The sequence below is a fragment of the Nocardioides sp. zg-1308 genome (assembly GCF_013155375.1).
Taxonomy (GTDB): Bacteria; Actinomycetota; Actinomycetes; order Propionibacteriales; family Nocardioidaceae; genus Nocardioides; species Nocardioides renjunii.
Window position 1 is genome coordinate 2,503,798 of the sequence record NZ_JABJQY010000002.1, and the last position, 24,532, is coordinate 2,528,329.

Below are 24,532 nucleotides of genomic sequence, written 5' to 3' on the forward strand. Positions count from 1 at the left end.
CCGGGCCCGGTGGGCTCGTGCGGAGACGGAAGGGGCGGAGCAGCGAACTGCTGGGAAGAAGGCCTCAGCGGCCCCCGCTCCGCGGTATTGAGAAGCGGAGCAGCAAGCTGCTGGGAAGAAGGCCTCAGCGGCCCCCGCTCCGCGGTGTCCGCTCAGGCCTTCTTCGTCTCCCAGAAGATCTCCGCGATCTCGTCGATCTTGGCGAGCAGCTGGTCGGCCACCTCGGCGTCGAGGACGGCCTTGGTGCCGCCACCGCCACCGGCGAGCTTGGTCGCCTCGTTGACGAGGGTGTGCAGCTGCGGGTACTTCTCGAAGTGCGGCGGCTTGAAGTAGTCGGTCCACAGCACCCAGAGGTGGTGCTTGACCAGCTCGGAGCGCTGCTCCTTGATGAGGATCGCGCGCGTGCGGAAGTCGGGGTCGTCGTTGTCGGCGACCTTGGCGATGATCGCCTTGATCGACTCCGCCTCGATGCGCGCCTGGGCGGGGTCGTAGACACCGCAGGGCAGGTCGCAGTGGGCGGAGACCTCGACAGTCGGGGCAAGCAGGTGGCGAAGCATCGGGTTCCTCTCGATCGGGAAAGGTGTCTGTCCGGACGGTGTGCCGTCCGGCAGAGGGCATCTGGCTGCGACACTACTCCGCGTGCAACGGCGTCGACAGCGGGGTCTCGCCGCGGCGGGGGGTGCCCCCCGACCGCCGTTCGGGACCGCGGTCGTCCGCGGCCGGTCGATGCTCCCAACCCTGCGCGAGGGCGACCTCCTGCTCGTCCGCCACGGCGCCCGGGTGCGCCCGGGGGACCTGGTCGTGGCCCGCTTCCCGGACGGCACGCTGACCGTCAAGCGGGCGCTGGAGCGGCGGCGTACGAGGGCGGGTGCGGACGCCTGGTGGCTGGTCAGCGACAACCCCGACGAGGGGGTCGACTCGCGCCACCGCGGGCCCGTCGCGGACGACCAGGTGCTGGCCGTCGTACGCCTGCGGGTGTGGCCCTTGCCACGTCTGGGACGCCCCCGTCGGGGCCCCTGAGCTGTGCGAGGATCCCCGGCATGGCCTCGCTTCACCCGCACGCGGGCGATCCAGTGTTCGACCTGCACCTCGGCGGCAAGATGGAGACGGTGTCGACGGTGGCCCTCCACGGCCCCGACGAGCTGTCCCTCGCCTACACGCCGGGCGTGGCGCGCGTGTGCGAGGCCATCGCCGCCGACCCCTCGATGACCCAGCACTACACCTGGGTGCCCAACACGGTCGCGATCGTCACCGACGGCACCGCGGTCCTCGGCCTCGGCGACATCGGCCCGGCCGCCGCGATGCCGGTGATGGAGGGCAAGGCGGTGCTCTTCAAGCAGTTCGGCGGCGTCGACGCCGTGCCCATCTGCCTGGACACGACCGACGTCGAGGAGATCATCGAGACGGTCGTCCGGCTGGCGCCCAGCTTCGGGGGCGTCAACCTCGAGGACATCTCCGCCCCGCGCTGCTTCGAGATCGAGGCGCGCCTCAAGGAGCGCCTCGACATCCCGGTCTTCCACGACGACCAGCACGGCACCGCCGTGGTCGCGCTCGCCGCGCTCACCAACGCCCTCCGGCTGACCGGTCGCGACGCCGCCACCGTGCGCGTCGTGGTGCAGGGCGCCGGCGCCGCCGGCGTGGCGGTGGCCCGCATCCTGCTCGAGGCCGGGGTGCGCGACATCGTCGTCCTCGACCGCCGGGGCGTGCTCACGTCGGAGCGCTCCGACCTCACCGAGGTCAAGGCCGCGCTCGCCCGCGACACCGCCGACACGTTCGGCCGCCGTGGCGACCTCGCGGAGGTGATGGTGGGCGCTGACGTCTACATCGGCGTCTCCGGCGGCCAGGTGCCCGAGGAGGTTGTCGCCTCGATGGCCGCCGACGCGATCATCTTCGGACTGGCGAACCCGACCCCGGAGGTCCACCCCGACCTGGCGCACAAGTACGCCCGGGTCGTGGCGACGGGCCGGTCGGACTTCCCCAACCAGATCAACAACGTGCTGGCCTTCCCGGGCATCTTCCGCGGCGCCTTCGACGTGCACGCCACGGCGATCACCGAGGGCATGAAGGTCGCCGCCGCCACGGCCCTGGCCGAGCTCGTCGGCGACGACCTGCGCGAGGACCTGGTGATCCCCTCGCCGTTCGACCCGCGGGTGCCGGGGGCGGTGCGCTCTGCGGTCGCCGAGGCCGCCCGGCGCGACGGGGTCGCCCGCCGCTGAACCGGGCGACGGTCAGTCGAGCAGCGCCGTGACGGTGCGGGTCTCGCCGTCGCGGGCCACCGCGAACTTCACGCCGTCGGCGTTGTCGAGGAACTCCCGGACGGCACCGAGCTCGAGGCCCGTCCGCTCCGCCACCGCGGTGTCGGGCACGCCGACCGCCGTCGCGTCGGTGTCGTCGGGGGCGGCCGCGTCTCCCTGCTGCGCCTCGCGCCACAGGCCGCGGATGGTCTCGTAGAGGTCGTCCGTCGTGGTGTCCAGGTCACTGGTCATGCCACGACCGTACCCACGTCCCGTCGTTCCAACCACGCCGCCCGACGGCGCGGCCCTCGGGCCGCCGCGGACGAGGCGACGTCGGGACAACCGGGAGCGCCCCGGCGGCGTCTCAACCGCAGGCGACACCCGCCGACATGGTCGCAGTGCCCATCGCACCGCGCGCGTACGAAGGTCCCTCATGTCTGTCCCACGCACCCTCGCGAGCAGTGCCCTGGCCCTGCTCGTGCCCGCAACCCTCCTGGCCGCGGCACAGCCCGGCTCGGCCACCGGTCCGGCCGTCGGCTCGGCCGCCAGCTCGGCCGCCGGCTCGGCCGCCGGCTCGAGCGTCGGGTCGATGGCCGACCCCGCCGAGCCCCCGGCGGCCAGCGTCTCGGTGCGCACGACGTCCCGGCAGCGCGTCACGCTGGAGGCGCTGCCGCAGGTCGTGCAGCACGGCGCGCGGCCCGCCGACGCCGACCAGGCCAGGGCAGGGGTGACCGCCACCATCCGCCCGGTCCGTCCGGGTCGCCGGGTGCACCTGCACGTCCGCCGCGGTGAGGCCTGGGAGACGGTGACCACGACCCGGCAGGACGCCCGGGGCCGGGCGCAGTTCGCGGCCGCCGGTTCCGAGGCCGGCGACCCGCTGACCTACCGCGTCAGGGCCGCCGCGGCGGGCGGTCTCCGCGCCGTCACCAGCGGCGTGGTGAGCACCGAGCGCTGGTTGGACGCCACCTGGACCGACGAGTTCTCCGGGACCCACCTCGGCCCCGAGTGGAGCCACCGCGGCCGCGACTACGTCGGCTCGAACCGCCGCTCGTGCTCCAAGGGTGACCCCAGCGCGGCGAGCGTCGGTGAAGGCACCCTGCGGCTCAGCGTCGTCAAGGACCCCGAGGCGACGAGCAGGTGCCGCATCCGCGGTCGCGACGCGGTCGGCGGCAGGTTCGCCTACCGTCTCAACGGCCACGTCGGCACGCAGGGCGCCTTCTCCTTCCGCTACGGCGTCGCGGCGGCCCGCGTGAAGTTCCACCGCCTGCGTGGTCAGCACGGCGCGTTCTGGCTCCAGCCGGCCGCCGGCATGTACCCCGGCGCCACCGGGAGCGAGATCGACGTCGTGGAGTACTTCGGCGACCGCCACCCGCAGGGCGGCCTGGCCAGCTTCGTGCACCGCTACGACGGCCGGCGTCGGGTGTCGGCGGGCGGGTGGATCCCCGGCTCGGAGTCGTTCCTCGCCAGCCGGCGCGACGGCTGGTCGAAGAACTACCACGTGTTCTCGGTGGAATGGACGCCCCGCTCGCTGGTCTTCCGGATCGACGGCAAGGAGACCGGTCGGATGGGCCGCGGCGTGTCCGACGTCCGCCAGTTCCCGATCCTGAGCCTCATCGCCGCCGACTACGAGATCCCCAAGATCCAGGGGCGGCGCCTGCCCCAGCACATGTACGTCGACTGGGTGCGGGTGTGGGAGACCGGCGGCTGACGGCTCAGAACCCGATGGACGGCTCCGGGGCGACGAGCGTACGCATGGCGCGGGCCAGCCGGGCGTAGGCGCCCGGCCGGTGCTCGCGCACCAGGCCGGCCCGCAGCCGGCCACCGACAGGGTGGCCGAGGAAGCCGGCACCGAGGACGGCGACGTCGAGGTCCACGTCGGCCTCGGCGTCGGTGCGCGTCGCCGCACCCGTCCCGGACGAGGCGGAGAGTCGCCAGCGACCGGCGTTCCACGGGGCGTGGCGGTCCGCGACCTCGACCACCACGTCGCAGTCGTCCTCGTAGTGGCGCAGGGACCACGCCGCGCCGACGTCGACGAGCCGCACCCAGGTGCTGTCCCAGGTCTGCAGGTCGCCGGTGCCCCGTGGCCCGCCCACCCAGGCGTGCACCGGGTCGTCGACGCCGATGTTCTCCAGCTTGACCGAGCCGGTCAGGTCGACGTCCACCAGCCGTCGCAGGAGGGCCAGCCGAGCGGCGGGTCCGGCGCACAGCAGGCCTGCGGTGACGCTGCCCGAGGGCCGGGCGTTGCTCCACTTGTGCTCGCGCCGCAGTCCCACCCAGCCGACGTCCTCGCCCTCGCGACGCGCGAAGAGGATGCGTCGGGGCTCCTTGCCGCGCAGCGTCTCCGGCGTCTCGAGGGCCAGCAGCGAGTAGAAGTCGGGGGAGCCGACGATGGTCCCGGGAAGGTCGCCGGCGAGGGCGAGGTGGCAGGCGCGCATCCGCTCGGTGACGCCCGGGTCGGCCATCGTGGCCAGGTGGGTGGAGATCCCCGCGACCTCCTCCTCGAGCTCCGGCGCGGTGAACGTGGTGCCCCGGCCGAGCGTGACCTGGTGGGTGAGCACGGCCGTGCCGTAGCCGAAGCGCCCGTAGATGCCGGGCTCGCTGGCGTGCAGCACGGACAGGGCGGTCCCGGCCGCACGGGTGCGGGCGAGGTGGTCGGTCATCATCGCGGTCAGGACGCCCCGACGCCGGGCGTCGGGGTGCACCCCGACCCACGTGAGGCCCGCGACCGGGACGACGGACCCGCCGGGGAGCGACATCTCCATCGGCCGGACGCCGTAGATGCCGCTGTGCAGGTCCTCGGGCCCTTCGGGGGCGTCCGCCACGAAGCGCTGGTCCTCGGGCAGCCCGAGGCGCATGTGCTCGGCGTCGGCGTCGCTGGTCTCGCCGAACCAGATCAGCTGGTCGGTGGCGAGGTAGGCGGCGGCGTCGGCGGAGGGGCGTACGTCGATGCTCACCCGGCCAGCCAATCGTCCGGCGCCGGGACCCGCAACCGCGTTTCAGCGCCGGGACAGTGGGTAGCCTCCCGGGCGTGACAGACGCACAGCACACGGGCACAGGGGGAGTGACCGCCCCTCCCGTCGTCTACCTACCCGTCGACATGGACGCCAACGGGCAGGTCACCGACTTCCGGATGATCAAGCTCGGGGACGGACGAGTGGCCCTGCTCGGCTACACCGCCCTCGACCGGTTCATCGACGCCTGGGGTGAGCACCAGTCCTGGTTGCTCTTCGAGACCCGCAGGATCGACGAGATCCAGCAGGCCAAGCCGTTCGACCTCAAGCTCCTCGACGTCGCCGTGCCCGAGCACTTCCGTCCCGGCCCGCCGCAGGAGGTGACGTCATGACCCTGCGCCTGGACCCCGGGGCCGCCGACCGGATCGCGAGCCTGCACGAGGAGGCGGCCACCGCCATCGACGGTGCTGCTCCGTCCGCGCCGACGTCGGTGGACGCCGGCTACGGCAGCGGCCACGTCCTCGACATCCTCGCCGGCGTGAGCGAGACCGCCGGTGAGATCGCCGCGGTCAACGCCGGCGTCGCCACGCTCGTGCGCGACGTCGCCGACGCGCTGGGCCTCACCGAGGAGGCCATCGGGCGCGAGTTCGACTCGATGGCGAGGGTGGGTGGCTGATGCTCGACACGAAGGTGGAGGGCTCGCCCGCCGCTGTGACCACGGCAGCCACCTGGCTGCGCGACACGCTGGCGAAGAAGGTGGCCGACGCCGGCGACAAGCAGCAGGACGCCCGCAACGACGCGCGCGGCAGCTGGGAGGGCGAGACGGCGTCGTCCTACCAGAACCTCACCGGCGACGTGCTCAAGGCCAGCGACAAGCACGAGGACCGCGTCAAGGCGGCGGCGCGCGCGCTCGACGACTACGCCGCCAAGCTCAAGGCCCTCGAGGAGGACATGAGCTCGATCCGCAGCCGGGCCTCCGGCGGCGGTCTGACGGTGTCGGGCACGGTCATCCACCCGCCGCCCGAGGCCCCGGGCGGCGAGTTCGAGGTCGGGTCGCCCGAGGAGAGCGCCCACAGGGCCGCCGTGGCGAAGATCGAGCTGTGGAACACGCTGGTCGAGGACGCCGCCCAGGACTACGAGACGTTCGTCGACTGGGTTGACAGCACGATGCCCGGCGCCGTGGCCAAGGCGCGGGAGAAGGATGGCTCCGACACGGTCTTCGAGACCCTCGAGGGGCTGATTCCCAACTTCGCGGGGGGCAGCGGCGCCGGGCTCACCGGCCTCGCCCTCGGCAGGACCGCCGACGGGTTGAAGGCCGAGGCGCGCGAGTTCCGGCGCAAGAGCAGGATCTCCGGCAACCCCGCCGTGAGGGGGTCGGCCGACACCCCGTCCGGCAAGGCCAAGCTCGACGACCTGCTCGGCAAGGCCGACTGGCTCGGCAAGGGCGGCCGGTTCCTCGGCGGACCCGCCGGCATCCTCATCGACGTCGGGTTCGGCGTCGCGGAGGGCATGGAGACCGGCAACTGGGAGCGGGTGGCGCTGACCACCGGCACCAGCATCGCCGTCGGCCTGGGTGCGACCGCGCTGGTGGCCGCGGGTGTCGTCACCGCACCGGCGTGGGTCACGGTGGTCGCGGCCGGCGCGGTCGCGGCCGGTGCCTCGTGGGCGGTGGGCCAGGTCTACGACAACTGGGACGACATCACCGACAGCGTCGGCGACGCGTGGGACAGCGCCACGGACACGATCGGCGACGCCTGGGACTCGGTCACCCCGTGGTGACGGGCACCGCGCGGCTGATCCCGCGGTGGTACGCCGTCACCGTCGTCACCGTGCTGGCGCTGTTCACCCTGGGGCTGGCGGCTGCGACGGCGGCCTTCGCCGACGACCTCGCGGGCCGCTCGATGTGGGGACTGGTCGCCTGTGCCGCCCTCGTGCTCGTCGCCGCCGTGTCGTCGCTGCTGCGGCCGCGGCGCCGGCGCGAGCCCGAGGTCACCGCCGACGGCACCCGGGTCTTCCGGGCGCCGGCGCTGACGGTCTGGCCGCTGGTGCTCGGCTGGTTCGCGCTCCTGGCGACGGCCGCGGTCTGGGGCTGGGTCGCGCTCACCGACTTCGACGCGCTGGAGTCGCCGGGCTTCTCGATCGTGGCGATCGTCGGCGCGCTCGCCTCGCTGCCCGACCTGGTCCGCCTGCTCACCGGGCGGCTGCACCGCTGGACCCTCGAGCTGGGGCCCGAGGCCGTCACCTACCGCGGCTACCGGACCGACGCGACCGTCCCCTGGAAGGACGTCAAGGGTGCCGCCGTGCAGGAGCGCGGTCCCGCCGGCGTCCGCATCGACCTCAGGGGTGGCGGGACGGACCCCGTCGTGCCGATCACGGCGTTCGACGTGCCGGCCGAGCAGCTGGTCGACGAGATCGTGCGGGCGCGCAAGGGTGCCCGCCGCTAGCCCGACCCACGCCCTGCGCGCGTCCCTCGTGCCCGGCTAGGGTCGGCACATGTTCGCCGTCTACGCAGAGTCCTTCTCCCTCGACGACCCGCTCAGCGGCCTGGTGGTGGGGGAGCGGCCCGCTCCCGAGGCGCCGGACGGATGGGCCACCGTGACGGTGCGGGCGGCCAGCCTCAACCACCACGACCTCTGGTCCCTGCGCGGCATCGGACTGCGCCAGGAGGCGCTGCCGATGATCCTGGGCTGCGACGCCGCGGGCGTCGACGAGAACGGCAACGAGGTCGTCGTCCACGGCGTCATCGGCGACCCGGCGTGGACCGGCGACGAGGCCGACGACCCCGGTCGGTCCCTGCTCTCGGAGCGCCACCAGGGCGCCTTCGCCGACCAGGTCGTCGTACCCCGCCGCAACCTGGTGCCCAAGCCGGCCTCGCTCTCCTTCGAGGAGGCGGCGTGCCTGCCCACCGCGTGGCTGACGGCCTACCGGATGCTGTTCGTGCGGGGCGACCTCAAGCCCGGCGAGACGGTGCTGGTCCAGGGCGCCGGCGGCGGCGTCGCCACGGCCCTCATCACGCTCGGCCGCGCGGCCGGCCTGCGGGTGCTCGCCACGAGCCGCGACGAGGCCAAGCGCGCCCGCGCGCTCGAGATCGGCGCCCACGAGGTGTTCGAGTCCGGCGCGCGGCTGCCCGTCAAGGTCGACGCCGTCATGGAGACCGTCGGCAAGGCGACCTGGAACCACTCGGTCCGCTCACTGCGTCCCGGGGGCCGCATCGTCATCAGCGGGACGACGTCCGGCCCCGACGTCGACGACGCGGGGCTCACCCGGGTGTTCTTCCTCCAGCTCTCCGTGATCGGCTCCACGATGGGCACCCGGGGCGAGCTCGACCGGCTCGTGCAGCTCCTCGACGCCACCGGCGCCCGCCCGCTCATCGACCGCACGCTGCCGATGGAGCAGGCGCGCGACGGCTTCGCGGCGATGGCGGAGGGTGACGTCTTCGGCAAGATCGTGTTCACCCGATGACCCGGAGGCGCACGCACGTCGTCACGGGTGCCGGGTCGGGGATCGGCCTGGTGCTCGCCCACCGCCTGGCCGGGCGCGGCGACGCACTGGTCCTGCTGGCGCGCACGCAGGCGCGCGCCGACGAGCTGTCCCGCACCTTCCCGCAGGCGCAGCTCCTCGTGGCCGACCTGGCAGACCCCGGCACCCTCAACGGGCTCGGCCGGCAGGTCGACGGACCCGTGGACAGCGTGCTGCACGTCGCCGGCGTGGTCGACCTCGCCCCGGTCGAGCGGCTGCGCCTGGCGAGCTGGGAGGAACAGGTCACCGTGAACCTGACCGCCCCCGCGGTCCTGACCCGCGAGCTGCTCCCTCACCTGCGGGCCGGCCGCGGCACCGTGGTCTTCGTCAACTCCTCGGCCGGTCTGACCGCCAGCGCCGGGTGGTCGGCGTACGCCGCCTCGAAGTTCGGCCTGCGTGCCTTCGCCGACGCCCTCCGCGCCGAGGAGGTCGAGCACGGGGTGCGCGTGAGCACGGTCTACCCCAGCCGCACCGCCACCCCGATGCAGGAGAAGGTGCACGAGCAGGAGGGCCGGACGTACGACTCCTCGCGCTGGATCAGCCCGGAGACGGTCGCCGACACGATCCTGCACGTGGTCGACCTGCCGGCCGACGCGACCATCCCGGACGTGACCGTGCGCCCGGTCGTGCCGCGGCCCGGCACCTGATCAGGGCTCGCGGGCGAGGGCCCGGACCCGACTAGTCCTCCGGGTCGTCCAGCCTGGCCAGCCAGGTCGCGAGCCGCTCGACCGGCGTCTCGAACTCGGGGTGGGCGTCGACGAAGGCCTGCAGCTGCTCGGCGAGCCACGCCAGGGTGACCTCCTCGTCACCCCGGCGCCGCTCGAGCTCCTCGATGCCGCGGTCGGTGAAGTACATCGGCGTGCGGACCGGCTCAGTAGTCGGTGCCGCGAGCGTCGGGCGAGGCGAACGCGGCGTCGAGCAGCGTCTTCTGCTCCTCGACGTGGCGCTTCACGGTGCCCACCGACGGCGACGCCGACGACGGCCGCGTGACCGGCTCGACCGTGAGGCCGAGCTCGGGCCAGACGCCGAGCTGGTAGTGCGGCCACGGGCCCATGTTGCGCGGCTCGTCCTGCACCCAGCGGATCGCCTTGAGGTTGGGGTACTTCGCCACCTCCGCGCGGATCTCGTCGAGCGGGTTGGGGTAGAGCCGCTCGATGCGACCGATCGCGAACTTCGCCCCGTCCTCGCGCTTGGTGCGCTCGACCATCAGGTCCCACGTCACCCGGCCCGAGCACATGAGCAGCACCTCGACCTGCGAGGCGTCGGCCCGGTCGTCGCCGATGAACGGGCGGAACGTGGTGTCCCCGACGAAGTCGGCCGGCTGGGAGGCCGCCTCCTTGCGCTTGAGCATCGACTTGGGCGTGAACACGATCAGGGGACGGTGCTCCTCGCCCAGGGAGTGCCGGCGCAGCAGATGGAAGTAGGAGGCCGGGCTGGACGGCTGCGCGACGACCATGGCGTTCTCGGCCGACATGGCGAGGAAGCGTTCGATGCGCGCCGACGAGTGGTCGGGTCCCTGGCCCTCGTAGCCGTGGGGCAGGAGCAGCACGACGCCGGACTGCTGGCGCCACTTGGTCTCGCCCGCGGAGATGAACTCGTCGATGACGATCTGCGCGCCGTTGACGAAGTCGCCGAACTGCGCCTCCCACAGCACGAGCGCCTCGGGCCGCGCCACGGAGTAGCCGTACTCGAAGCCGAGGGCGGCGTACTCGGAGAGCAGCGAGTCGTAGATGTGGAACTTCGACTGGTCCTCGGTGAGGTTGGTCAGGGGGGTCCACTCGTCGGCGTTGGTGCGGTCGATGATCGTGGCGAACCGCTGCACGAAGGTGCCGCGACGCGAGTCCTGGCCCGCCAGGCGGACCGGGCGGCCGTCCATCAGCAGCGAGCCGAACGCCAGGATCTCGCCGGTGCCCCAGTCGATGGGACCGTCGGTGATCGCTGCGGAGCGGCGCTGCAGCTGCGGCATCACCTTGGGGTGCACGGTGAAGCCCTCGGGCGGGGTGACGTAGCTGTCGGCGATCCGCTTGAGGACCTCCGGCGTGACCGCGGTCGAGAAGTCGCCGGCGGGCTTGTCGGGGTAGTCCGGGACGGTCGTCCACTCCGTCGGCGCCTCGGAGCTGGCCTCGCGCACCTCGGTGAAGACCCGCTCGAGCTGCTGCTGGTAGTCCTTGAGGACCTGCTCGGCCTCCTCGATCGTGATGTCGCCGCGACCGATGAGGGACTCGGTGTAGAGCTTGCGCACCGAGCGCTTCTGCTCGATGAGGTCGTACATCAGCGGCTGCGTGTAGGACGGGTCGTCGCCCTCGTTGTGGCCGCGGCGGCGGTAGCAGACGAGGTCGATGACGACGTCCTTCTTGAACGCCTGGCGGTAGTCGAAGGCGAGCCGCGCGACGCGGATGCACGCCTCCGGGTCGTCGCCGTTGACGTGGAAGATCGGCGCCTGCACCATCCGCGCCACGTCGGTGGCGTAGAGGGAGGAGCGCGAGGACCCGGGCGCGGTGGTGAAGCCGACCTGGTTGTTGATCACCACGTGCACGGTGCCGCCGGTGCGGTAGCCGCGCAGCTGGGAGAGGTTGAGCGTCTCCGCGACCACGCCCTGGCCGGCGAAGGCGGCGTCACCGTGCACCAGGAGCGGGAGGACCGGGAACTTCTCGCCCTGGTCGAGGATGTCCTGCTTGGCGCGGGCGATGCCCTCGAGCACCGGGTTGACCGCCTCGAGGTGCGAGGGGTTCGCGGCGACCGACACCTTGATCTTGTCGCCCGAGCCGGCGACGAACTCGCCCTCGGCGCCGAGGTGGTACTTCACGTCGCCCGAGCCCTGCACGGTGCGCGGGTCGATGTTGCCCTCGAACTCGCGGAAGATCTGGCTGTACTTCTTGCCGACGATGTTGGCCAGCATGTTGAGCCGCCCGCGGTGGGCCATGCCGATGGTGACCTCGTCGAGGCCGGCCTCGGCGGCCGCCTCGCAGATCTCGTCGACCAGCGGGATGGTCGTCTCGCCGCCCTCGAGGCTGAACCGCTTCTGCCCGACGAACTTCGTCTGCAGGAAGGTCTCGAACGCCTCGGCCTGGTTGAGCTTGAGCAGGATGCGGAGCTGCTCCTCGCGGGGCGGCTTCACGTGCGGCTGCTCCACGCGCTCCTGGATCCACTGGCGCTGCTCGGGGTCCATGATGTGCATGTACTCGATGCCGGTCGTGCGGCAGTAGGAGTCGCGCAGGATGCCGAGGATGTTGCGCAGCTTCATGAAGCGGCGGCCCTCGCCACCGAAGGACCCGGTGGCGAACTCGCGGTCGAGGTCCCACAGCGTGAGCCCGTGCGACTCGATCTCGAGGTCGGGGTGGCTGCGCTGGCGGTACTCCAGCGGGTCGGTGTCGGCCATGAGGTGGCCGCGGACCCGGTAGGCGTGGATGAGCTCGAGGATGCGGGCCTGCTTGACGATGTCGTCGTCGTGGCTCGCCACGACGTCGCGGGCCCAGCGGATGGGCTCGTAGGGGATCCGCAGCGAGCGGAAGATCTCGTCGTAGAAGCCGTTCTCGCCGATGAGCAGGGCGTGCACGCGCTTGAGGAACTCACCCGACTGCGCACCCTGGATGACGCGGTGGTCGTAGGTGGAGGTCAGCGTCATGGCCTTGCTGATGGCGTTGCGGTTGATCGCCTCCTCGGAGGCGCCCTGCCACTCCGGGGAGTACTCCATCGCGCCGACGCCGATGATCGCGCCCTGGCCGGCCATGAGGCGGGGCACCGAGTGCACGGTGCCGATGCCGCCGGGGTTGGTCAGCGAGATCGTGGTGCCCTGGAAGTCGGCGACGGTGAGCTTGCCGTCGCGCGCCTTGCGGACCATCTCCTCGTAGGCGGTCCAGAAGGCGGCGAAGTCCATCGCCTCGGCGCCCTTGATGCTCGGCACCAGCAGCTGGCGGGTGCCGTCGGGCTTCTGCATGTCGATGGCGAGGCCGAGGTTGATGTGCGCGGGCGTGATGAGGTTGGGCTTGCCGTCGACGACGGTGTAGCCCACGTTCATCTCGGGCATCGAGCGCAGCGCCTTCACCAGGGCGTAGCCGATGATGTGGGTGAACGACACCTTGCCGCCGCGGGCGCGGGCGAGGTGGTTGTTGATGACCGTGCGGTTGTCCCACAGCAGCTTCACCGGCACCGAGCGCACGGACGTGGCGGTCGGGACGGTCAGCGAGGCGTCCATGTTGGCCGCGGTGCGGGCCGGAGCGCCGCGCAGGACGGTGTAGGTCGGCTCGTCGCCGCTCTGCGACGGCGCGGGCGGCGTGGGGTCCTTCGCCACGGGGGCGCTGGTGCCCTTGGCCGGCTCGTCGGCCTGGGCGGCCGGGCGCGGCGTCGACGTCGGGGCCGCGGCGGCGGACTTCGCGGCGGGCTTCGCCTCGGACTTCGCCTCGGGGGCCTTCTGGGCGGGCTCCGGCGCCTTCGCGGGAGCGGCGGCGGGGGCCTTGGCGGGAGCGGCGGCGGGGGCCTTGGCGGGAGCGGCGGCGGGGGCCCTGGCGGGAGCGGCCGCGCCGGCCTTGGCGGGCGCCGAGGCGGGTGCTGCCGTCTCGGACCGGGCGGGGGCACTGGCCCCGTTGCCGAAGTAGGCCGCCCACTCGGGACCCACGCTCCCGGGGTCCTTGTCGTACTGCTCCTTCATCTCCTCCACGAGCCACTCGTTGGCTCCCAGGTCAGATGACGGTGCAACCGAGGACTGGTTGCCGGACTGCCCGTTCGGGGACTGCGCCACGCTTGTTTCGCCTCTTCCAGATCTCATCGCGCGAGGGTTTGACCAAGTCGCAGACAAGGCTAGTCGCACACGCACGCAAATGCAGGGGCGGGCTCGTCCTTTGGGGCATGGTGTGGCGCACACCCGCACCACCTGCTCTGGAGTCGTCATGCCAAGCCCCACACCGGGCCGCCGTCCGGGGGCCCGCCGCTGCGCGGCGCTCGGGCTCGCCCTGCTCGTCACCCTCTCCGCCTGCCGGTCCGGCACGGACCCGTCCGCCTCCCCCCAGAGGCTCAGCCGAGGGGATGCGCAGGCCTCGCTGGCCTCCCAGCCGGCGCCGACGAGGACCCGGATCCACCGCGTCCACGGCCGGCTGTCCGAGGCGCGCCGCAAGCAGGTGCGCGAGCAGGTGGGCGAGGTCGTGGACGGCTGGTGGGAGGCCGCCTACCTCGGTGGGTCCTACCCCCGCACCGGCTTCCCGTCGGCGTTCCCGGGCTTCACCACCGGGGCCGAGCAGCGGGCCCGCGCCGACAAGGCGCTGCTCACCAACGAGACGCAGGCCCGGCGCATCGACTCGGTGACTCCCCGGCACCGGTCGGTGGCGCTCGACATCCTCGCCACGGACGGGCGGGCGCGGTCGGTCACCGCACAGTTCGTCCTCCGGTTCGACACCACGGGCCAGCGGAGCGCGACGACGACCGTCCGCGGCCGGCTCTTCCTCGTCCACGGCGCGGGCGGTTGGCGCGTCTTCGGCTACGACGTCGCGAAGGGATCGAAGTGATGGAGCCCCAGCAGCACCTGCGCCTCCTGCGCCGCTCCCGCCGGGTCGCCCGGGCGGTCGCCCGGGCGGTCGCCCTGGCCGCCGTCCTGGCCGTCACCGCGCTGGTCGTCCCGCAGTCCGCCGTGCACCCCACGGACGTCAGCCTGGTGAAGATCCGGCACGCGCAGGGGGTCGCCACGGGCGGCGAGGACGTGGTCTGGATCCTCGCCGTGGGCTCGGACGCGCGTCCCGGCGAGGCGATGACGAGGGCTCGCGGCGACGCGCTGCAGCTCGTCGGCATCAACACCCGCACCGGCTCGGCCACGGCGATCGGCGTGCCCCGCGACTCGTGGGTCGAGATCCCCGGGCACGGGCGGGAGAAGATCAACTCCGCCCTCTACTTCGCGGGCCCGCGCGGCATGGCCGGCGCCATGCACAACCTGGTGGGCATCGAGGCCGACTACGTGATGGTGAGCCGGTTCCCGTTCTTCGAGGACATGGTCGACGACATCGGTGGCATCACCGTGTCCAACCCGCGCCGGTTCCAGGACCCCTACCTCAAGAAGGAGGGCTTCGGGCGGGGCCGGATCCACCTCGACGGCTACAACGCGATGGCGTTCTCCCGCATCCGCAAGGGCCTGGCCGGCGGCGACTTCGACCGCTCCGCCAACCAGCAGCGCACCCTGCGCGGCATCCATGCGCGCATCCGGTCGCAAGCCGACCGGCCGGGATTCATCGAGCGCGGCGTGATGACGGTGATGGAGCACATGGACACGAACGCCTCGCCGGCCGAGCTGTTCCAGCTCGCGCAGGCGGTCGCGCAGGTGGACCCGCGCAGGATCACCACCTGCGTCGTCCGCGGCCGGATCGGCTACGTCGGCGCGGCCAGCGTGGTCTTCCCCGACGTCGCCCAGGCCCGTCGCCTGGGTCGCGAGGCCCGGACCGACGCCGCCCTGCGGGGCTGTTGACCCGTCCCGGGAAAGCACCAGCGGCAGCACCCTGGGGGTGCTGCCGCTGTCTGCGCCTCCGGCAGGATTCGAACCTGCGGCACCTGGTACCGGAAACCAGTGCTCTATCCCCTGAGCTACGGAGGCCTGCGCGGTCCCGGGGCGTCCCGGGCCGGTGCGCGGTGAAGACTACCGGTCCGCCGACCGGGTCGTGAAACCGCCTCGCGCGGCGCGTCGCGTCAGCGCAGCGCGAGCGAGCCGGACGTCGTCGCCGGGAAGTCCAGCGCCTGGTGCTCGGCCACCCGGGCGTCGAGGGCGGCGGCCACCTCCTCGGGCCACGGCGCGGTCCGACGGGTGGAGAGGTCGATGTGCAGGAAGATCTCCTCGACCACGCAGGCCACCGTCCGGTGGGTCTCGTCGAGCAGGTAGACGAGCACGTGCGCAGCCCGCTCGGACCTTCCGAGGAGGCGCACCCGGGCGGACATGGTGTCGCCGGTGCGCAGCTCGCTCAGGTAGGTGACGTGGTGCTCGGCGGTGAAGCAGGCCTGACCGTGCGTCAGCGGCCACATCTGTCCGATGCCGACCTCGACCAGCGACTCGTCGAGGCCCTCGCTGGCGATGCCGATGTAGTGGCGGACGTTGAGGTGCCCGTTGATGTCCTCGAACGGCATCGGCACGGGCTGCTCGACATAGGCCGGGAGGTCGACCAGCTGGTCGTAGGTGGGGTGCGTCGTCACAGCGGAGAACCATAGGCCAGTTCCCCCGGTGTGACCCGCGGCGCAGCCGGGTGCCAGGGCGTGAAACCGGTTCGGTCGGTGGCAGGCGCCGCCGATAGGCTTGCCCGGTGAATCCTGATCAGCTCTCCGAGACCATCGTCGACGCGCTGGGGGCCCTCGTGGCCGACGGCGCGATCACGCTGCCCGACGGCGTGCCGACCCAGGTCACGGTGGAGCGACCCCGGCAGAAGGGCCACGGCGACTACGCCACCAACGTCGCGCTCCAGCTGGGCAAGAAGGTGCAGGTCGGCGGGGAGCCGACCAACCCGCGCGCCTTCGCCGAGCTCGTCGCCGAGCGGCTGCGCTCCTCGTCCGGCGTCAGCGACGTCGAGGTCGCGGGTCCGGGGTTCCTCAACGTCACGGTCGAGGCCGGCGCGCAGGGCCAGGTCGCGGCCGACATCGTCGCGGCGGGGGACGCGTACGGCTCCTCCGACGCGTTCGCGGGCGAGAAGATCAACCTCGAGTTCGTCTCTGCCAACCCCACAGGGCCGCTGCACATCGGCGCCGTCCGGTGGGCCGCCGTCGGCGACGCCCTGGGCCGGGTCTTCACCTTCTCCGGCGCAGAGGTGACGCGGGAGTACTACTTCAACGACCACGGCGCCCAGCTCGACCGGTTCAGCTCGTCCCTGCTCGCCTGGGCCAAGGGACGGCCCGTCCCGGAGGACGGCTACGGCGGCGCCTACATCGAGGAGATCGCCAAGGACGTCGTCGCCAAGCGGCCCGAGGTCCTCGACCTGCCCGAGGACGAGGCGCAGGAGGTCTTCCGCGCCGAGGGCGTCGAGCTGATGTTCGCCGAGATCAAGCAGTCGCTCCACGACTTCGGCGTCGACTTCGACGTCTACTTCCACGAGAACAACCTGCACGAGTCGGGCGCCGTGGGGCGCGCGATCGAGCGGCTCACCGAGATGGGCAACACCTACGAGACCGACGGGGCGCTCTGGCTGCGCACCGAGAAGTACGGCGACGACAAGGACCGGGTGATCATCAAGTCCGACGGTCAGGCTGCCTACATCTCGGGCGACCTGGCCTACTACCTGGACAAGAAGGAGCGCGGCTTCGACCGCTGCTTCATCATGCTCGGCGCGGACCACCACGGCTACGTCGGCCGGATGAACGCCATGTGCGCCGCCTTCGGCGACGAGCCGGGCAAGGACCTCGAGATCCTCATCGGCCAGATGGTCAACCTGCTGCGCGACGGGCAGCCGATGCGGATGTCCAAGCGCGCCGGCACGACCGTCACGATCAACGACCTGGTGGACGCCATCGGTGTGGACGCGTCGCGCTACGCGCTGGCGCGCTACACCAACGACACCAACATCGACCTCGACCTCGACCTGTGGGCCCGGGCGCACAACGACAACCCGGTCTACTACGTGCAGTATGCCCACGCGCGCACCTGCCGGATGATCGAGAACGCCGCCGACCTCGGCATGACGCTGCCGGGCGACGCGTTCGACCCGACGCTGCTGTCGCACGAGCTCGACGGACGGCTGCTGCGGGCGCTGGCCGAGCTCCCGCGGGTGGTCACGGCGGCCGCCGAGCTGCGTGCCCCGCACCGGGTCGCGCGCTACCTCGAGGACACCGCGTCGGTCTTCAACAAGTGGTATGACACCAAGGAGTGCCGCATGCTGCCGATCGGCGACGAGCCGGTCACCCCGACCAACGAGGCGCGCCTCGTCCTGGTGCACGCCGTGCGGACGGTCCTGGCCAACGGCCTGGCCCTGCTCGGCGTCTCCGCTCCCGAGAGGATGTGATCGGGCGTGCCGACCGCCCATCCCTCCGGCTGGGCGCACGCCGACGGCGCCCTGCGCGGGCCGCACTGGCTGCGTGAGCCCGGCGACCCCAACGAGCTCGTCGCGCTGCTGTGGTCGCGGACCGCGACCAAGACCGACGGCGTCCTGAGCGTCGGCGGCGTGCCGCTGCCCGACCTGGTCCGTGAGCACGGCTCGCCGGCGTACGTCCTCGACGAGGTCGACCTCCGCGGCCGGGCGCGCGCCTTCCGCGACGCGTTCGCCGGCTACGAGGTCTTCTACGCCGGCAAGGCCTTCCTCTGCACCACGGTCGCGCGCTGGCTCGCCGAGGACGGCCTGTCCCTCGACGTCTGCTCCGGCGGCGAGCTGGCGGTCGCCGAGCGCGCCGGGTTCCCCATGGAGCGCGTCGGCTTCCACGGCAACAACAAGACGCTGCGCGAGCTGGAGCGGGCCGTCGAGCTCGGGGTGGGCCGGATCGTCGTCGACTCCTTCGTGGAGATCGAGCGGCTCGCCGGCGTCAGCGCCGAGCTGGGCCGCACCGTCGGCGTGATGGTGCGGGTCACGCCCGGCGTCGAGGCGCACACCCACGAGTACATCGCCACGGCGCACGAGGACCAGAAGTTCGGCTTCTCGATCTCCAGCGGCGACGCGATCGAGGCGGTGCGCCGCGTGCACGCCGCGCCGGGGCTGCGGCTGCTCGGGCTGCACTGCCACATCGGCAGCCAGATCTTCGACACCTCGGGCTTCGAGGTGGCGGCCCGCCGCGTGCTGGCGCTGCACGCGCAGGTGGCCGACGAGGTGGGGGTCGAGATGCCCGAGTTGGACCTCGGCGGTGGCTTCGGCATCGCCTACACCACCCAGGACGACCCCTCCGACCCCGCGCAGCTGGCGACGGAGATGACCAAGATCGTCGAGCACGAGTGCCGGGCGCTCGGCGTGGCGCAGCCGCGGCTGTCCATCGAGCCCGGCCGGGCGATCGTCGGGCCGGCGATGTGCACGGTCTACGAGGTGGGCACCGTCAAGGAGGTGGCCCTCGACGGCGGCGTCAGGCGCACCTACGTCTCCGTCGACGGTGGGATGAGCGACAACATCCGCACTGCCCTCTACGACGCCGACTACTCCGCGACGATCGCCTCCCGCGACTCCGCGGCGCGACCGGAGCTGGCTCGCGTCGTCGGCAAGCACTGCGAGGCCGGCGACATCGTCGTCAAGGACGAGTTCCTGCCCGGGGACGTGCAGCCCGGTGACCTCGTCGCCGTGCCCGGCACGGGCGCCTACTGCCGGTCCATGGCGTCCAACTACAACCACGCGCTTCGCCCTCCGGTGATCGGAGTTCGGGACGGGAGGACGTTCACCGTGCTGCGGCGGGAGACTGAGGCCGACCTGTTGGCGACCGATGTGGGTGTTCCTCATGAGTGACGGTGACAAGCGCTCCCTGAAGGTGGCCGTGCTCGGCTGCGGTGCGGTCGGCTCCCAGGTGGTGCGGCTGCTGGCCGAGCAGCACGACGACCTCGCCGCCCGGGTCGGGGTGCCGGTCGAGCTCGTGGGCGTCGCCGTACGCCGACTCGACGCACCGCGCGACGTCGAGGTCCCCGACGGCCTGCTGACCACCGACGCGGAGGGCCTCGTGGCCCGCGACGACGTCGACCTGGTCGTCGAGGTCATCGGCGGTCTCGAGCCGGCGCGCACGCTCATCCTCTCCGCCCTCGACAACGGCGCGAGCGTGGTGACGGCCAACAAGGCGCTGCTGGCCGAGGACGGCCCGACGCTCTTCGAGGCGGCCGCCAAGGCGGAGCGCGACCTCTACTACGAGGCCGCCGTCGCCGGGGCGATCCCGATCCTGCGACCGCTGCGCGAGTCGCTGGCCGGCGACCGGGTCACCCGGGTGCTGGGCATCGTCAACGGCACCACCAACTTCATCCTCGACAAGATGGACACCTCGGGCGCCGGGTTCTCCGAGGCGCTCGAGGAGGCCCAGGAGCTCGGCTACGCCGAGGCCGACCCGACGGCCGACGTCGAGGGTTTCGACGCCGCCGCCAAGGCCGCGATCCTGGCCAGCCTCGCCTTCCACTCCCGCGTCACCGCCGCCGACGTCTACCGCGAGGGCATCGCGGAGGTGACCGCCGCCGACGTCGCCAGCGCCCGCGACATGGGTGCGGTGGTCAAGCTGCTGGCGATCTGCGAGCTCCGTCCGGGCCCGGACGGCCAGGACCAGGTCGCCGCCCGGGTGCACCCGGCGATGATCCCGCGCTCGCACCCGCTCGCCAGCGTGCGCGAGGCCTACAACGCCGTCTTCGTCGAGTCCGAGGCGGCCGGGCAGCTGATGTTCTACGGCCCCGGCGCCGGCGGCGCACCGACGGCGAGCGCCGTGCTCGGCGACCTCGTGACCGTCGCGCGCAACCGGCTCGCGGACACCCGCGGCGCCGGCGAGTCGGCCTACGCCGACCGCGCGGTGCTGCCGATGGGGGAGACCCGCACCCGCTACCACGTCGCCATCGACGTCGACGACCGCGCGGGCGTGCTCGCGGCGGTCGCCAACGCCTTCGCCGACCACGACGTGTCGATCCAGACGGTGCGCCAGGAGGGTCGCGGCGCCGACGCCCAGCTCGTCGTCGTCTCCCACGCCGCCCCGGACGCGGCGCTCAGCGCCACCGTCGAGCAGCTGCGGAGCATGGACATCGTCCGCGAGGTCACCTCGGTGATGCGGGTGGAAGGGGACGGCGAGTGAGCGGGCGGCGCACCCACCAGTGGCGCGGCGTCATCGAGGAGTACCGCGAGCTGCTCGACCTGCCGCAGGACATGCCCGCGGTCACGCTCCGTGAGGGCGGCACCCCGCTGGTCCACTCGGAGTGGCTCTCCGGGCTGACGCGCGGCGAGGTGTGGCTCAAGGTCGAGGGCGACAACCCCACCGGGTCGTTCAAGGACCGCGGCATGACGGCCGCGATCTCGCACGCGCGGCACCTGGGTGCCGAGGCGGTGGTCTGCGCCTCGACCGGCAACACCTCTGCGTCCATGGCGGCGTACGCCGCGAAGGCCGGCCTCAAGCCGCTCGTGCTCGTCCCCGAGGGCAAGATCGCGGCGGGCAAGCTGGCCCAGGCCGTCGTGCACGGCGCGCAGGTGATCATGGTGCGCGGCAACTTCGACGACTGCCTGTCGATGGCGATCGGTCTCTCGAAGGGCTATCCCGTCGAGCTGGTCAACTCGGTCAACCCGGTCCGGCTCCAGGGCCAGAAGACCGCGTCGTTCGAGGTCGTCGACTTCCTCGGCGACGCCCCCGACCACCACCTGCTCCCCGTCGGCAACGCCGGCAACATCTCGGCCTACTGGCTCGGCTACCAGCAGTACGCCGAGCTCGGCCGCGCCACGAAGCGCCCGCGGATGCTCGGCTTCCAGGCCGAGGGCGCCGCGCCGCTGGTGACCGGCGAGCCGTTCCCCGACCCGGAGACCAAGGCGACCGCGATCCGCGTGGGCAACCCGGCGTCGTGGCACCTCGCCGAGCAGGCGGCCAAGGAGTCCGACGGTGGCTTCGCCGCCCTTTCCGACGCGCAGATCCTCGCCGCGCAGCTCGAGCTGGCCCGTCACGACGGCGTCTTCGTCGAGCCGGCCTCGGCGGCCGGCGTCGCGGGGCTGCTGGCCGTGCTCGACTCCGGCCGGAGCCTCGCCGGGACGACCACCGTCATCACCGTCACCGGCCACGGGCTCAAGGACACCGCCACGGCGCTGGAGTCGTGCGGCGAGATCGTCGACACGGTCGTCGACGCGGACGTGGCCACCGCTGCTGCCGCGGCGGGACTGGCCTGAGGTGCCGACCTTCGTCGACGGCCCGGTGCGGGTGAGCGTCCCGGCCACCTCGGCGAACCTCGGCCCCGGCTACGACACGCTCGGCCTCGCCCTCTCCCTGCGCGACGAGCTCGAGGCGGAGGTGCTGCCGGACGGCCTCGTCGTCGACGTGGCGGGCGCGGGTGCCGACGCCGTGCCGCGCGACGAGTCGCACCTCGTGGTGCGGTCGATGCGTGCGGCCTTCGCGCTGATGGGGGAGCAGCCGCCCGGTCTGCGCCTGTCCTGCCGCAACGTGATCCCGCACGCGCGGGGCCTCGGCTCCTCGTCGGCGGCGATCGTCGCGGGGGTCGTGCTCGCCCGCGCGCTCGTGGCCGGTGGCCAGCTGCTCGCCTCCGACGACTCGCTGTTCGAGCTCGCCGCCGACCTCGAGGGCCACCCCGACAACGTCGCGCCGGCCTTCTACGGCGGCTTCGTCATCTCCGGCCGCGAGGACGGGCGCTGGTACGCCGTGCGCGCCGGCGTCGACCCGCGCGTCACGGCCGTCGTCTTCGTCCCACCCACCGGTGTCGAGACCGTGGTCGCGCGCGGGCTGCTGCCCGGCTCTGTGCCCCACGCCGACGCTGCCGCCAACTCCGGTCGCGCCGCCCTCCTGGTCGCGGCCCTCACCGGGCAGCCCGAGCACCTGCTCGCGGCCACCCGCGACTGGCTGCACCAGGACCAGCGCGAGCCCGCGATGCCCGAGACGCTCGCCCTCGTACGCCGCCTGCGCAGCCACGGCGTACCCGCCGTCGTCTCCGGCGCCGGGCCCACCGTCCTGGCGTTCGGGACCACCGACACGGCCGCCCTGACCCAGCGGTGCCCGGACGGCTGGGCGTGCCACGACCTGGCGATCGAGCCCAGCGGCGCCGTCCTGCTAACCTGACCGCGCGCCGTTCGGCGCACCTGCCCGCCCCGGTCTCTGACTGCGTGCACGGGCGACCACCATCCGCCTCGCGGGCCGCTCGTCCGGTCACGCAGGCGACGCAACGTGCGAAGGATCCACGTGACCGAGACTGCCTCTGCCGCCCCCGAGACCGCTGAGGCGGGCAAGCCCGCCAAGAAGGCGGCCTCGAAGTCGGCCCCCCGGTCGGGCTCGAGGTCGGCCGGCCTCGGCTCGATGCTGCTCGCCGACCTGAAGTCGATGGCCGCCGGCCTCGGCATCCCCGGTGCCGGCTCGATGAAGAAGGCGCAGCTCGTCGACGCGATCAGGTCAGCCCAGGGCGGCGGCACCCAGCCGAAGGCCGAGCAGGCCCCCGCCGGGCAGCCGCGAGGTGAGCAGGCCACTGCCGAGCAGCCGAGCAGCGCGTCGGCGCCCGCCGCGGAGGACCCCGCTCCCCAGACGACGGTCCGCACCCGGACCCGCAAGCAGCGCCAGGCCGAGCAGGCCGAGCAGCGTGCCGACCGGCCCGCCGACCAGCCGACCGACCAGCCCACAGACCAGGACGCCGAGCAGTCCGACCAGTCCGCTCCCCGCCAGCGGGACCGGCAGCAGGACAAGCAGCAGGACAAGCAGCAGGACCGGCAGCAGGAGAAGGCCCGGCAGGACAAGACGGACCGCCAGGACCGTCAGGACCGCCAGTCGCGCCAGGACCGCCAGGACCGCCAGGACCGCCAGGAGCAGGGCGGCAACGAGCAGCAGGTCCAGCAGCAGGGCCAGCGACAGGGCAAGCAGAGCCAGCAGCAGGCCCAGCAGCAGCACGCCCAGCAGCAGCAGGCCCAGCAGGCCCAGCAGCAGCAGAGCCAGCAGCTCGACGACGACGACGACGGCGAGGGCGGCAGCCGCCGCAACCGCCGCCGCCGCGGTCGCGACCGTACGCCCGCCCGCGCGGGTGGGCGCAACGAGCCGGACACCACGATCCTCGAGGACGACGTGCTGGTGCCGGCGGCCGGCATCCTCGACGTGCTCGACAACTGCGCCTTCGTGCGCACCTCGGGCTACCTGCCCGGCCCGGAGGACGTCTACCTGTCGCTGTCGATGGTGCGGAAGTACCACCTGCGCCGCGGCGACGCCGTCGTCGGCCAGGTGCGCCAGCCCCGCGAGGGCGAGCGCCGCGAGAAGTTCAACCCGATGGTGCGCATCGACAGCGTCAACGGCACCGAGGCCGACGGGGCCAAGGAGCGCGCCGAGTTCTCCGACGCGGTCCCGGTCCACCCGCACCAGCGCCTGCGACTCGCGACCGACGACGCCAACCCCACCGGGCGGGTCATCGACATCGCCGCTCCCGTGGGCAAGGGCCAGCGCGGGCTGATCCTCGCCCCGCCGCGCACGGGTGCCACCTCGCTGCTGCAGTCGATCGCCCAGTCGGTGACGACGAACAACCCCGAGTGCCACGTGATGGTGGTGCTGGTCGACACGCGCCCCGAGGAGGTCACCGACTTCCAGCGCGCCGTGAAGGGCGAGGTCATCGCCTCGACGTTCGACCGCCAGCCGGCCGACCACACCCTGGTCGCCGAGCTCGCCATCGAGCGCGCCAAGCGCCTCGTCGAGCTGGGCCACGACGTCGTCGTGCTGCTCGACTCGCTCACCCGGCTGGGCCGGGCCTACAACCTCGCCGCGCCAGCCAACGGCCGCATCCTCGGTGGCGTCGTGGACGCCTCGGCGGTGCACCCGACCAAGGAGTTCTTCGGCGCCGCCCGCAAGATCGAGGACGGCGGCTCGCTGACCATCCTTGCCGCGGTCTCCGTGGGCACCGGGTCGGCCATCGACGAGTTCTTCCTCGAGGAGCTCACCGGCACCGCCAACCTCGAGCTGGTGCTCAGCGCCGAGCGGGCGGCGCGGGGGATCCTGCCGGCCGTGGACGTCACGGCCTCGGGCACCCGGCACGAGGAGAAGCTGCTCGCCCCCGCGGAGGGCGCGGTCGTCGGTGACCTGCGCAAGCAGCTGGCCGCCGCCGACTCGGCTCCCGCCGTCGCGAAGGTCTTCGGCTCCCGCTGAGGCCTCCGCCCAGGCGCCCGCCGGGCCCGCCGCCGACCTCGCCGGCCCGGCGGGAATCCCCGGATTGGCGCCGTTGTTCAGACCGGTGGCACACTTGTGCGCCGGTTCCGGTTCACGTCACGC

The 24,532-nt window shown here is 72.9% G+C and carries 23 protein-coding genes and 1 tRNA gene; 17 read left to right on the forward strand and 7 right to left on the reverse strand.

Annotated elements, in window-relative coordinates:
- Positions 1–152 precede the first annotated feature (152 nt).
- Entirely contained in the window at positions 153–557 is a 405-nt protein-coding gene (gene sodN / locus HN031_RS13875) for a superoxide dismutase, Ni (protein ID WP_172270777.1), read from the reverse strand.
- Between the two features lie 82 nt (positions 558–639).
- Between sodN and HN031_RS13880 the strand changes: the two genes are divergently transcribed.
- Both HN031_RS13880 and HN031_RS13885 read left to right on the forward strand, forming a co-directional pair.
- Complete coding sequence (locus HN031_RS13880) at positions 640–1,020, forward strand: S24/S26 family peptidase (RefSeq protein WP_367650764.1); 381 nt, start codon at positions 640–642, stop codon at positions 1,018–1,020.
- Between the two features lie 20 nt (positions 1,021–1,040).
- Positions 1,041–2,216 (forward strand): NADP-dependent malic enzyme, encoded by a 1,176-nt coding sequence (locus HN031_RS13885; RefSeq protein ID WP_172270779.1) that lies wholly within the window; start codon positions 1,041–1,043, stop codon positions 2,214–2,216.
- Between the two features lie 12 nt (positions 2,217–2,228).
- On the opposite strand, the gene HN031_RS13890 is transcribed toward HN031_RS13885, so the two are convergent.
- Complete coding sequence (locus tag HN031_RS13890; RefSeq protein ID WP_172270781.1) at positions 2,229–2,486, reverse strand: hypothetical protein; 258 nt, start codon at positions 2,484–2,486, stop codon at positions 2,229–2,231.
- A gap of 181 nt (positions 2,487–2,667) precedes the next feature.
- Here HN031_RS13890 and HN031_RS13895 point away from each other — a divergent pair, with 181 nt between their 5' ends.
- Positions 2,668–3,942 (forward strand): family 16 glycosylhydrolase, encoded by a 1,275-nt coding sequence (locus tag HN031_RS13895; RefSeq protein ID WP_172270783.1) that lies wholly within the window; start codon positions 2,668–2,670, stop codon positions 3,940–3,942.
- Positions 3,943–3,946: 4 nt separating this feature from the next.
- Here the strand turns inward: HN031_RS13895 and HN031_RS13900 are convergent, their stop codons facing one another.
- On the reverse strand, positions 3,947–5,188 hold the full coding sequence (locus tag HN031_RS13900) for a GNAT family N-acetyltransferase (RefSeq protein WP_172270785.1): 1,242 nt from the start codon (positions 5,186–5,188) through the stop codon (positions 3,947–3,949).
- 74 nt (positions 5,189–5,262) lie between these two features.
- On the opposite strand from HN031_RS13900, the gene HN031_RS13905 reads away from it, so the two are divergent.
- Genes HN031_RS13905 through HN031_RS13930 form a run of 6 tightly spaced genes read left to right on the forward strand, consistent with a single transcriptional unit; the run spans position 5,263 to position 9,351 of the window.
- On the forward strand, positions 5,263–5,577 hold the full coding sequence (locus HN031_RS13905) for an SAV_915 family protein (RefSeq protein WP_172270787.1): 315 nt from the start codon (positions 5,263–5,265) through the stop codon (positions 5,575–5,577).
- Positions 5,574–5,861, forward strand: coding sequence for a hypothetical protein (locus HN031_RS13910; protein WP_172270789.1), 288 nt, complete (start codon positions 5,574–5,576; stop codon positions 5,859–5,861). Before HN031_RS13905 ends, HN031_RS13910 begins: the two co-directional genes overlap by 4 nt.
- Positions 5,861–6,964 carry a hypothetical protein gene (locus HN031_RS13915; protein ID WP_172270791.1) on the forward strand — a complete coding sequence of 368 codons (1,104 nt, stop codon included), beginning with the start codon at positions 5,861–5,863 and terminating at the stop codon, positions 6,962–6,964. The genes HN031_RS13910 and HN031_RS13915 overlap by 1 nt, the downstream gene beginning before the upstream one ends.
- Positions 6,958–7,629: a hypothetical protein gene (locus tag HN031_RS13920; RefSeq protein WP_172270793.1), complete on the forward strand. Its 672-nt coding sequence runs from the start codon at positions 6,958–6,960 to the stop codon at positions 7,627–7,629. Before HN031_RS13915 ends, HN031_RS13920 begins: the two co-directional genes overlap by 7 nt.
- 49 nt (positions 7,630–7,678) lie before the next feature.
- Positions 7,679–8,647 (forward strand): zinc-binding dehydrogenase, encoded by a 969-nt coding sequence (locus tag HN031_RS13925; RefSeq protein WP_172270795.1) that lies wholly within the window; start codon positions 7,679–7,681, stop codon positions 8,645–8,647.
- Entirely contained in the window at positions 8,644–9,351 is a 708-nt protein-coding gene (locus HN031_RS13930) for an SDR family oxidoreductase (protein ID WP_172270797.1), read from the forward strand. Before HN031_RS13925 ends, HN031_RS13930 begins: the two co-directional genes overlap by 4 nt.
- A 31-nt stretch (positions 9,352–9,382) precedes the next feature.
- Here the strand turns inward: HN031_RS13930 and HN031_RS13935 are convergent, their stop codons facing one another.
- Together HN031_RS13935 and HN031_RS13940 are read right to left on the reverse strand one after the other, a co-directional pair.
- Complete coding sequence (locus HN031_RS13935) at positions 9,383–9,559, reverse strand: DUF6104 family protein (RefSeq protein WP_172270799.1); 177 nt, start codon at positions 9,557–9,559, stop codon at positions 9,383–9,385.
- A 16-nt stretch (positions 9,560–9,575) separates the two neighbouring features.
- On the reverse strand, positions 9,576–13,469 hold the full coding sequence (locus HN031_RS13940; protein ID WP_172270801.1) for a multifunctional oxoglutarate decarboxylase/oxoglutarate dehydrogenase thiamine pyrophosphate-binding subunit/dihydrolipoyllysine-residue succinyltransferase subunit: 3,894 nt from the start codon (positions 13,467–13,469) through the stop codon (positions 9,576–9,578).
- A 121-nt stretch (positions 13,470–13,590) separates the two neighbouring features.
- On the opposite strand from HN031_RS13940, the gene HN031_RS13945 reads away from it, so the two are divergent.
- On the forward strand, positions 13,591–14,202 hold the full coding sequence (locus HN031_RS13945; protein ID WP_172270803.1) for a hypothetical protein: 612 nt from the start codon (positions 13,591–13,593) through the stop codon (positions 14,200–14,202).
- Positions 14,202–15,149, forward strand: a complete 948-nt coding sequence (locus HN031_RS13950; RefSeq protein ID WP_172270805.1) for an LCP family protein — start codon at positions 14,202–14,204, stop codon at positions 15,147–15,149. The genes HN031_RS13945 and HN031_RS13950 overlap by 1 nt, the downstream gene beginning before the upstream one ends.
- A gap of 53 nt (positions 15,150–15,202) precedes the next feature.
- Here the strand turns inward: HN031_RS13950 and HN031_RS13955 are convergent.
- Both HN031_RS13955 and HN031_RS13960 read right to left on the reverse strand, forming a co-directional pair.
- Positions 15,203–15,275, reverse strand: a tRNA-Arg gene (locus HN031_RS13955).
- 92 nt (positions 15,276–15,367) lie between these two features.
- Positions 15,368–15,865 carry a thioesterase family protein gene (locus tag HN031_RS13960; RefSeq protein ID WP_172270807.1) on the reverse strand — a complete coding sequence of 166 codons (498 nt, stop codon included), beginning with the start codon at positions 15,863–15,865 and terminating at the stop codon, positions 15,368–15,370.
- A gap of 107 nt (positions 15,866–15,972) precedes the next feature.
- Here HN031_RS13960 and argS point away from each other — a divergent pair, with 107 nt between their 5' ends.
- The 6 genes from argS to rho all read left to right on the forward strand — a co-directional run bounded on the left by argS (position 15,973) and on the right by rho (position 24,409).
- Entirely contained in the window at positions 15,973–17,658 is a 1,686-nt protein-coding gene (gene argS / locus HN031_RS13965) for an arginine--tRNA ligase (RefSeq protein WP_172270809.1), read from the forward strand.
- Positions 17,659–17,664: 6 nt separating this feature from the next.
- A complete protein-coding gene (lysA, locus tag HN031_RS13970; RefSeq protein ID WP_172270811.1) occupies positions 17,665–19,074 on the forward strand; it encodes a diaminopimelate decarboxylase in 1,410 nt (469 codons plus the stop codon).
- Complete coding sequence (locus HN031_RS13975) at positions 19,067–20,383, forward strand: homoserine dehydrogenase (protein ID WP_172270813.1); 1,317 nt, start codon at positions 19,067–19,069, stop codon at positions 20,381–20,383. Before lysA ends, HN031_RS13975 begins: the two co-directional genes overlap by 8 nt.
- The gene (gene thrC / locus HN031_RS13980) at positions 20,380–21,456 is read left to right on the forward strand and encodes a threonine synthase (protein ID WP_172270815.1); all 1,077 of its coding nucleotides are present in this window, start codon (positions 20,380–20,382) and stop codon (positions 21,454–21,456) included. The genes HN031_RS13975 and thrC overlap by 4 nt, the downstream gene beginning before the upstream one ends.
- A 1-nt stretch (position 21,457) precedes the next feature.
- Complete coding sequence (gene thrB / locus HN031_RS13985; RefSeq protein WP_172270817.1) at positions 21,458–22,357, forward strand: homoserine kinase; 900 nt, start codon at positions 21,458–21,460, stop codon at positions 22,355–22,357.
- Positions 22,358–22,477: 120 nt separating this feature from the next.
- Positions 22,478–24,409: a transcription termination factor Rho gene (gene rho, locus HN031_RS13990; protein ID WP_172270819.1), complete on the forward strand. Its 1,932-nt coding sequence runs from the start codon at positions 22,478–22,480 to the stop codon at positions 24,407–24,409.
- Positions 24,410–24,532: the final 123 nt, after the last annotated feature.